This is a genomic window from Geminicoccus flavidas, from assembly GCF_009806515.1.
Taxonomy (GTDB): domain Bacteria; phylum Pseudomonadota; class Alphaproteobacteria; order Geminicoccales; family Geminicoccaceae; genus Geminicoccus; species Geminicoccus flavidus.
On sequence record NZ_WUJP01000436.1, the window covers coordinates 1 to 8122 of the forward strand.

An 8122-nucleotide genomic window follows, 5' to 3' on the forward strand; every position below is an offset into this window, starting at 1 on the left:
GCCGCCCGCTTCTCTCTGGATGCGATGCCCGGCAAGCAGATGGCGATCGACGCGGACCTCTCGGCCGGCCTGATCGACGAGCAGACCGCCAAGCGCCGGCGCAAGGAGCTGGAGGAGGAAAGTTCCTTCTTCGGTTCGATGGACGGTGCCGCCAAGTTCGTGCGCGGCGATGCGGTCGCAGGCCTGCTGATCACCGCGATCAATCTCGTGGGCGGGCTGGTGATCGGGGTGGCCCAGATGGGCATGGGGGTGGCCGATGCCGCCCACACCTTCACCCTGCTCACCATCGGTGACGGCCTGGTCTCGCAGGTACCGGCTCTGGTCATCTCGGTGGCGGCGGGGCTGCTCGTGACGAAGGCCGGCGTGGAGGGGCGCACCGATTCCGCCCTGCTCCGCCAGCTGGGCGCCTATCCCCGTGCGCTCGGCCTGACCGCGGTGATCAGCCTGATCCTGGCGGTGCTGCCGGGCCTGCCGACCCTGGTGTTCCTGACGATCGCCGCCGGCAGCTTCTATGCCGCCTGGCATGCGACTCGGCGCGCGACCGCCCCGGTCCCGGCCGAGCCCCAGCCGGCACCCGCTGCCAGCGGCGACGAAACGATCGCGTCGGTGCTGGTCATGGACCCGATCCGGCTCGAGCTGGGCTATGGCCTGCTGGGCCTGATCGGCGAGAACGCCTCGCCGCGCCTGACCGACCAGATCAAGGCGCTGCGCCGCCAGCTCGCCATCGAGCTGGGCTTCGTCCTGCCCTCGGTGCGCATCCAGGACAACATCCAGCTCCCGGCCAACAGCTACACCGTCAAGATCAAGGAAATGGAGGCCGGGCGCGGTGACATCCGGGCAAACATGCTGCTGGTGATGGACCCGCAGGGCCGGCCGATCAGCCTGCCGGGCGAGCCGACCACCGAGCCCGCCTTCGGCCTGCAGGCGACCTGGATCAGCCCGGCGCTGCGCGAGGAGGCGAGCTTCCGCGGGCTGACCGTGGTCGACCCGGCCACGGTGGTCACCACCCACCTGACCGAGCTGGTCAAGGACAATCTCGCGGAACTGCTCACCTTTGCCGAGACCCAGAAGCTCTTAAGCGACCTGCCGCCGGAGTGGCAGAAGCTGGTGGGCGACCTGGTGCCGGCGCGCATCTCCATGGGCGGCGTGCACCGGGTCCTGCAGGGCCTGCTCGCCGAGCGCGTGTCGATCCGCGACCTGCCGACCGTGCTGGAGGCGATCGGCGAGGCCCTGACCCATTCGCAGAACACCGTGGTGATCGTCGAGCATGTCCGCAGCCGCCTCGCCCGCCAGATCAGCACCATGTTCACCGGCGAGGGTGGCTACATCCCGATCGTCACCCTGTCGGCTGGCTGGGAGCAGACGCTGGGCGAAGCGCTGGTCGGCAATGGCGAGGAGCGCCAGCTCGCGATCGCGCCCGACCGGCTGCAGCAGTTCGTGCGCTCGGTGCGCGAGACCTTCGAGGCGCTGGCGCTGCGCGGCGAGCTGCCGGTGCTGGTGACCACGCCGGCCCTTCGGCCCTATGTCCGCTCGCTGATCGAGCGCTTCCGGCCCAGCACCGGCGTGCTGTCGCAGAATGAGATCCATCCCAAGGCCCGGATCAAGACCATGGGGCAGGTGTGACCATGCTACTCCGCGTATTCCATGCCCCGTCCGCCTCGGAGGCGATCGCGCGTGTCGCGGCGGAACTGGGCGAGCAGGCGGTGATCATCGCGACCCGTGAGGATCGCACCGGCGTCAGCGTGACCGCCGCGGCACCCGACCCGGGCCTGGACCTGGACAAGCTGCTCCGGACCGACCTGCCGGAGCCCGACACCGCACGGATCCAGGACAGCCTGCGCTGGCACGAGACCGCCCCTGAGCTGGTTCAGCGGCTCCTGGCCGCGGTGCGGGCCGAGCGCTGGCAGGACCCGGTGCAGGCACTGGGCCAGGCCCTGCAGGCGGTACTGCCGTTCGGCGAGCTCACCGCGTCGAATGGCGTCCTGATGGTGGTGGGCCCGAACGGGGCCGGCAAGTCGGTGACTGTTGCCAAGCTCGCGACCGCTCTCGTGCTGGCGGACCGCCGCCCGCGCGTCCTGTCGGCGGACGGGGCCAAGGCCGGCGGCCTGGCTCAGCTGGCCGACCTCCTGCGTCCGTTGCAGATCCAGCCCTCCGGCCTGGATCCCCGGGCGTTTGTCGCCGGTGAGGGCGAAAGGCCGCTGCTGGTGGACAGCCAGGGCGTGAACCCGTTCCAGTCGCAGGAGATGATGTGGCTGGCCGAGCTCGCGGGTGCGATGCGCGCCGAGCTCCTGCTCGTCCTGCCGGCGGGTCTCTCGGCCGGCGAGGCCGGGGACGTCGCCGGCAACTTTGCCGCGATCGGCTGCCGACGCATGGTGATCTCACGTCTGGACAATGCCCGGCGGCTGGGCGGCGTGCTGGCCGCGGCCGAGGCGGGGCCGGCACTGGCCGCCGCGGGGATCGGGCCGGTGATCGGCAGCGGCCTGAAGCCCCTGACTGCGGTCGGCCTGGCGAGGCTCCTGATGAGCAAGGCTGAGCTGGGAGACGGCCGATGAGCGCACGCAGCCCCATCCTCGCGCTGGGCTCGGCCAAGGGCGGGGTCGGCCGGACCTTCCTGGCGGTCGGCATCGCCCAGGCCCTGGCCCAGGCGGGCCGCTCGGTGCTGCTGGTCGATGCCGACCTGACCGCCGCCAGCGTCGACCTCCATCTGGGCCTGGCCCGGCGCACCGATCTGGCCGACGTGGTGGCCGGGCGGGCCAGCCTCGCCGATGCCCTGGTCCAGGACCCCTGCAGCGGGATCACCGTGGTGCCGGGCCGGTCCGGCAGCGGGCTGCTCGGCCAGGTGACGGACCAGGCCATGGACCGGCTGGGCTGCGACCTGCTGGACCTGGCCGCCCGGTTCGAGGTCACCGTCCTGGACCTGGGCGGCGGGCTGGAACAGTCGGTGCGGCGTCTGGCGGCACTGGCCGACCAGGCTCTGGTGGTGACCGCCGACGAGCCCTCCGCCCTTGCGGATGCCTATGCGTTCATCAAGGTCGCCCGCGAGCGGCAGGAGCACCAGATCATCGTCAACATGGCGGAAACCGAGACCGAGGGGCGGGCCACCTACGGCGTGCTGCGGCGGGTGTGCGTCCACTTCCTGGCGCGCGAACCGAGGCTGCTCGGGGTCGTGCATCGCGACCCGCGCGTCGCCGAGGCGCTCAAGGCGCAGACCCCGCTTCTGACCCGCCACCCGAACAGCCGGGTGGCGCAGGACATCACCCGGCTGGCGCAGGGGCTCATGAGCAGCCTCGGCAGCACGCAGCAGGCGCCGACCTGAGCCGATGGCCAGAGCCCGCCGGCTCGCCAACCTCCTGCGCCGCCTCGTCTACCGTGCGGGCTTTCCGCTCGCCCGCTCCTGGTGGTGGCTCACCCGGCCCAGCGCGACCGGGGTGGCGGTGGCGATCGTGGCACAGGGCCGGGTCCTGGTGGTGCACCAGTCGTTCCGCAAGGGCCTGGGCCTGGTGGGCGGCGGGCTCCGCCCGGGCGAGGATCCCAGGGCAGGCATGGTGCGCGAGCTTGCCGAGGAGGTCGGCCTCGTCCTGTCGCCCGACCGGCTGCGCGTCCTGCCGGTGCTGGAGCTGGTCCATGAGTGGCGCAGCCTGCGGGTCCATCTGTTCGAGGCGGAGCTCCCGGAGCAGCCGGCACTCCGGCCTGATGGTGCGGAAGTCGTGGCCGTGTCATGGCACTGGCCGGCCGAGCTGCGGGCCGAGCCGGGCCTGCATCCGGTGCTGCGCGGCTGGCTGGACAGCCGGGCGGAGCCGGAGCCGGCGACTTGCGGCGGGGCTGGCCGGTGAAGGACGGCGGTTGCCCCGACCCTGGCGATGCCGGCACGATCGTCGGACGCCCAGGAGGACGCGGCAGATTTCGGTATCCTGCCGCACAGGTGCAATCTCCAGGGTGGGGCAGGATTATAGCCGCCCCCCGGGCATCGCGGTCGGCTGGTTGTCCCACCTCGGATGCCCGCCGTGTCGAGGCGGCCGGCTTCGCATGCCGGCTTCGTCGCAGCGGGCCGGCCCGACACCTCCCGCCTGCCGCGCGCGCACTTGCACGAGTTGCCCCAGGGGCAGGATTGCGGAACCTTCGGTGACGCTGGCGCCGCCTGGAACCGTCACGGCACGCACGTCACGGGTCTGGCCCGCAGTCGGCCGGAAGGCCCATGGGGAAACTGGCCTCCCGGCAGGACCAGCGGGTGCCGCGTGACATGCCGCGGCGTGGTGGCGCGGCCGCTTCAGCGGCCGGCCATGGCTGCCCACCGTCAGCTGTGGCCGGTTTCGGGCGGGCCCAGCCGCTCGGTGCGGGTGTCGTCGAGATCGGTGCCGAGCGCCACCTCGATCAGGCGCAGCGGCAGGTCCATCGGGTTGGACAGGCGGTGGACGGCGCCGGCGGGGACCGTGACCACGGCACCGGGGCGCAGGCGGCGCACGTCGTCGTCCAGCTCGACCGAGGCCTGGCCGGCCACGATCACCCAGTGCTCGACCCGCTCGGGGTGGCGCTGCAGGGACAGCCGGGCGCCGGGGTCGACCATCAGCTCGCGCACCCGGAAGCCGGGGCCATCGGCCAGTGCGGTGAGCCGTCCCCATGGCCGGATCTCGCTGGCATGCACCACCGCCTCGCGGCGGCCGGCGGCGGTGAGCGCCGACACCAGGTTCTTCACCTGCTCGGAGCGGGCGCGGTCGGCGACCAGCACCGCGTCGGCAGTTTCGACCACCACCAGGTCGCGCACGCCGGCCAGCGCCACGAGGCGTCGCTCCGAGCGCACCAGATTGTCGTCCGCATCGGCCAGGAGGACGTCGCCGGTCGTGGCATTGCCCCGGGCATCCTGGTCCATGAGTTCCCAGATGGCCTGCCAGGAGCCGACATCGGACCATTGCGGGTCGCAGGGCACGCACACCACCCGCTCGGAACGCTCCATCACCGCCTTGTCGATCGGCACGGACGGCACGGCGGCCCAGGCGGCCGCCTCCGGCGCCAGCTCGGGCGCTCCATCGGTTCCGTGGCCGTCAGCGGGAAATGCGCGCTGCACCGCGGCCAGGAGCTCCGGCTCGAACCGGCCGAGCTCCTCCAGCAGGCGGTCGGCGCGGAACAGGAACATGCCGGAATTCCAGACATGGCCGCCCGCTGCCAGCATTGCCTCCGCCTCAGCCAGCGGCGGCTTCTCGACGAAGCGCGCGACCTTGCGCACCGCCGGCAGGTCGGGGTCGGCGTCACCCAGCCGGATATAGCCGTAGCCGGTCTCCGGCCGGGACGGGTGGATGCCGAAGGTCACGAGCTCGCCGCTGGCCGCCGCGGGTGCCCCGGCACGCACCGCCCCGAGCAGCGCATCGGCATCGCGCATCAGATGGTCGGACGGGCAGACCCAGAGCACGGCGTCGCCCAGGCCGCGCCTAGCTGCGACCATGGCCGCGAGCGCGATCGCCGCCGCGGTGTTGCGGCCGGACGGCTCCAGCACCAGCCCGGCCCGCAGCGCCGGGTCGAGTTCGCCCAGCTGGCGACCGATCAGGAAGGCCTGGGCCGCGGCGCCCACTGTCAGGATACGCTCGGGCGGCGCCAGCGCCAGGCCGCGCCGCACCGTCGCCTGCAGGAGCGATTCCTCGCCCAGGATCTCCACCAGGTGCTTCGGATAGGAACTCCGGCTGATCGGCCAGAGTCGGGTGCCGGAGCCACCCGCGAGGACCACGGGGACGACGATCGGATCAACCATGTGCAGCAATGTCTCGCCTTGCCAATGGCTCGCCGCTAGCGACCCGGTCATGGCGGGTCAACGGACAGGTTGCAGCACCGCGCGCTTCTGCCCGATGCGGCGAGGCTGACGGGTACCGGCCGGCACGTCAGCCCGGTGCCACCACCACGTCCACCTGGCTTTCGGCAAGCGCTGCCGCCAGCTCTGCCCCGGGCGCTTCGTCGGTGACCAGGACGTGCATCCGGGCCAGGGGCCCGATCGTGGCGAAGGAATCGTGACCGAACTTGCTGGAATCCACCAGCACCACGGAGCGGCGGGCGACCTTCATCATCTCCGCGATCATGACCGCCTCGGCGATCGAGGTGGTGGACAGGCCGCGCTCGGCACTGATCCCGCCAATGCCGATCAGGGCGGTGTCCACGTTGATGCCGGCGGCGAAGGCGAAGCGCACCTCGCCCAGCGTGACCTGGGCCTCGTGGCGGTAGTGGCCGCCCATCACGTAGACGTCGCGGCAGGCGTCCGGCGGCAGGATCTGCGGCAGGGCGAGATTGTTGGTGACGATCGTCAGGTTGCGGCGCAGGCCGAATTCGGCGGCGGCCGCCCGCGTGGTCGAGCCGCCATTGATCAGCAAGGTCTCACCGTCGCCGATCAGGGCCGCCGCCGCCCGCGCGATCCGGGCCTTGGCCCCCTTCTGTCGCACCAGTCGGTCGATGAACGGCGTGTCCTGGGTGACGAGGTCGCCCGCGGCCACGGCACCACCATGGGTGCGGGCCAGCAGGCCGCGCTCGGCCAGCTGGTCGAGGTCGCGGCGCACCGTGTCGACCGAGATGTCGAACAGGGCGGCAAGCTCGGTCACCGTCACTTGGCCGCGGGCGCGCACCAGACGGACGAGCTCGGCCCGGCGCTTGGCCGGCAGGGTGTCGCGGAGGTCGGATTCGCCTGCCGCTGCGTCTTGGCGGTCGTTCATGGCTCGTAACCATAGGCGGCCCGGCTTGACGCCGCCACTGGCGGACCGCTACGTTCCGGCTGAAAAGAGCATAAAACCGCACGAAGCTGCGCCCAAGGCGACTCGGCACCGAAAAAGTGTGGCCGCGGCGCAAAGGGGCGCATGCCCAACACCGGTCGGGAGGCCGGATCTTGCCGGAACCTCGAGATCCCGACCTGCCGGACTACATGGGCGTGGCGGTGGTGCCAGCGCATGGCCTACGGGCGCCGGAAGCACAAGTCGACTGGCACAGCACCTATACCGAGCTCGTGCAGCGGCTGCCGGGCTTCGCCGCCAGGGCCCCGATCACGCTGTGCGGCTTCAGCACCTGCGTCGATGCCTATATCCGCCTGGAGCAGGCCCGGCCGCTGCTGGAGGCCGACCCGGCCAGCCCCGCCGGTCAACTGGCGCGCCAGGTGCTGGAACGGGCCTGGCGCGGGATCGGCGGCGAGATCCATGTCGACTGGCCAGAAGGCCCGGCCTGGCTCGACTCTAACCTGCCGACCCGGCTGGGGCTGGGCGGCACCGGCGCCCAGGCGGCCCAGGTGCTGGCGACGCTGGGGGCACCGACGCTGGTGACGGTAGGCGACCGCAGTGCCCGGCAACTGGAGCGCTTCCATCCAAAGGTCGGCGTGGCGCTGGCCGAGGGACCCGCCCCCGTGGCCGCGGTGGCAGGCGGGCCAACCCCCGGCAAGCCTGCCCACTACATCATCGAGTTCGCCGCGGACAGCGAGGTGGGCGGCCGGGTCCTGCCGCGCTCGTCGCGGATCATCTGCCGCTTTGCCGACGACCCGCTGGAGCACGATCCCTGGTTCGAGACGCACAGCCGCCGTCTCGCGGGGCAAGCGGGTGCCGCGATCCTGTCCGGCTACAACGAGGTCCCGCCGGACCAGCTCGCTGCGGCACTGGCTCATACCAACGAGCTGGCGGCGGCCTGGCGCGCGGCCGGCCTGGATCTCATCCACCTGGAGCTCGGCGACTTTCCCGACATGGCGACTGCTTGGCAGGTCATGGATGGCTTGCGGGGCTCGGCCAACTCGCTGGGGCTGAGCCTGTCCGAGCTGGACGCACTCCTGTCGGACGGCCGCCCGGTGGCTGAGCGCGCGGTGGAGCTGGCGGAGCGTATGGCGGTGGACCGGGTGGCGGTCCATTACGACACGTATGCGCTGGCGGCGACCCGGAACGATCCGCAGGCGGAGCTGCAGGCCCTGATGGCCGGCTCGCTGCTGGCTTCGACCAGGGCGTGGCATGGCGAGGTGCGGGTGCCCGACCAGATGCCGCAGGGGGCAATGTTCCAGCCGCCCCCCTGCCCGCCGGTCGGCACGCTCGGCCGGTGGAACCTGGCGGCGTGCGCCACGCCCTGGCTGCGCCGGCCAGCCGCCACGATCGGGCTCGGCGACAGTTTCCTGGCGGGCACC

The 8122-nt window shown here is 72.1% G+C and carries 7 protein-coding genes; 5 read left to right on the forward strand and 2 right to left on the reverse strand.

Going from position 1 to position 8122, the window contains the following annotated elements:
• The 4 genes from EQG76_RS12230 to EQG76_RS12245 form a co-directional block, all read left to right on the forward strand.
• Positions 1-1623, forward strand: a 1623-nt coding sequence (locus EQG76_RS12230; RefSeq protein ID WP_159713716.1) for a flagellar biosynthesis protein FlhA, incomplete at its 5' end; no start/stop codon positions are given.
• 2 nt (positions 1624-1625) lie between these two features.
• Positions 1626-2552 carry a GTP-binding protein gene (locus EQG76_RS12235; RefSeq protein ID WP_159713718.1) on the forward strand — a complete coding sequence of 309 codons (927 nt, stop codon included), beginning with the start codon at positions 1626-1628 and terminating at the stop codon, positions 2550-2552.
• Positions 2549-3316, forward strand: coding sequence for a nucleotide-binding protein (locus EQG76_RS12240; RefSeq protein WP_159713720.1), 768 nt, complete (start codon positions 2549-2551; stop codon positions 3314-3316). Before EQG76_RS12235 ends, EQG76_RS12240 begins: the two co-directional genes overlap by 4 nt.
• 4 nt (positions 3317-3320) lie before the next feature.
• A complete protein-coding gene (locus tag EQG76_RS12245; protein WP_159713722.1) occupies positions 3321-3833 on the forward strand; it encodes an NUDIX domain-containing protein in 513 nt (170 codons plus the stop codon).
• A gap of 461 nt (positions 3834-4294) precedes the next feature.
• Here the strand turns inward: EQG76_RS12245 and EQG76_RS12250 are convergent, their stop codons facing one another.
• Together EQG76_RS12250 and EQG76_RS12255 are read right to left on the reverse strand one after the other, a co-directional pair.
• Positions 4295-5740 (reverse strand): mannose-1-phosphate guanylyltransferase/mannose-6-phosphate isomerase, encoded by a 1446-nt coding sequence (locus EQG76_RS12250; protein WP_159713724.1) that lies wholly within the window; start codon positions 5738-5740, stop codon positions 4295-4297.
• Between the two features lie 127 nt (positions 5741-5867).
• Entirely contained in the window at positions 5868-6686 is an 819-nt protein-coding gene (locus EQG76_RS12255) for a DeoR/GlpR family DNA-binding transcription regulator (protein WP_159713726.1), read from the reverse strand.
• 170 nt (positions 6687-6856) lie between these two features.
• Between EQG76_RS12255 and EQG76_RS12260 the strand changes: the two genes are divergently transcribed.
• The coding region (locus tag EQG76_RS12260; RefSeq protein WP_159713727.1) for an ADP-dependent glucokinase/phosphofructokinase at positions 6857-8122 on the forward strand (1266 nt) is incomplete at its 3' end.

Coding starts and splice junctions, on each gene's coding strand:
- EQG76_RS12250 (WP_159713724.1), bottom strand. CDS start 5,740: ATGGTTGATCCGATCGTCGTCCCCGTGGTCCTCGCGGGTGGCTCCGGC.
- EQG76_RS12245 (WP_159713722.1), top strand. CDS start 3,321: ATGGCCAGAGCCCGCCGGCTCGCCAACCTCCTGCGCCGCCTCGTCTAC.
- EQG76_RS12240 (WP_159713720.1), top strand. CDS start 2,549: ATGAGCGCACGCAGCCCCATCCTCGCGCTGGGCTCGGCCAAGGGCGGG.
- EQG76_RS12255 (WP_159713726.1), bottom strand. CDS start 6,686: ATGAACGACCGCCAAGACGCAGCGGCAGGCGAATCCGACCTCCGCGAC.
- EQG76_RS12235 (WP_159713718.1), top strand. CDS start 1,626: ATGCTACTCCGCGTATTCCATGCCCCGTCCGCCTCGGAGGCGATCGCG.